This is a genomic window from Methylobacterium nigriterrae (assembly GCF_037106235.1).
Lineage (GTDB): Bacteria > Pseudomonadota > Alphaproteobacteria > Rhizobiales > Beijerinckiaceae > Methylobacterium > Methylobacterium nigriterrae.
Map to the genome: position 1 here is coordinate 1 of NZ_JBAWTG010000556.1, position 442 is coordinate 442.

Annotated in this window: 1 protein-coding gene; it reads left to right on the forward strand. The window is 65.6% G+C overall.

Annotated elements, in window-relative coordinates:
* Nucleotides 1–442: porin (locus tag WDW90_RS38220; protein ID WP_336492888.1), on the forward strand; the 442-nt coding region annotated here is incomplete at both ends.

The window sequence follows — 442 nt, forward strand, 5'->3', positions numbered from 1 at the left end:
ACTTCTTGGAACTGCGGCCTGTCTGTCAGTCGTGAGCGGTGTGCAGGCGGCAGATCTTCCGGTCAAGAAGGCCGTACCCGTCGAGTACGTTCGCGTTTGCGGCGCCTACGGAGCAGGGTTCTTTTATATTCCCGGCACTGACACCTGCCTGCGCATCTCGGGACGTGCGCGGTTCGAGTACGGCTATCAGACGGTTCTCGGTCGGAACCAGGGCGCTGGTGACGTCTCCGGCTACCGCGGCCTGCTGCGGCTCAACGTCGATGCCCGCACCCAGACGGCCTACGGCACCCTGCGCGCCTTCACCCGCATCGAGATGGCGTCGCGGACAGGCACCCCGACCTTCAACTCCGGCACGCAGCAGCGCATCGGCAACGCCTTCCCGGCCCTCGGCCAGGATCAGTTCGGCCGCGCCCAGCAGTTCGTGAACGTCGACAAGGCCTTC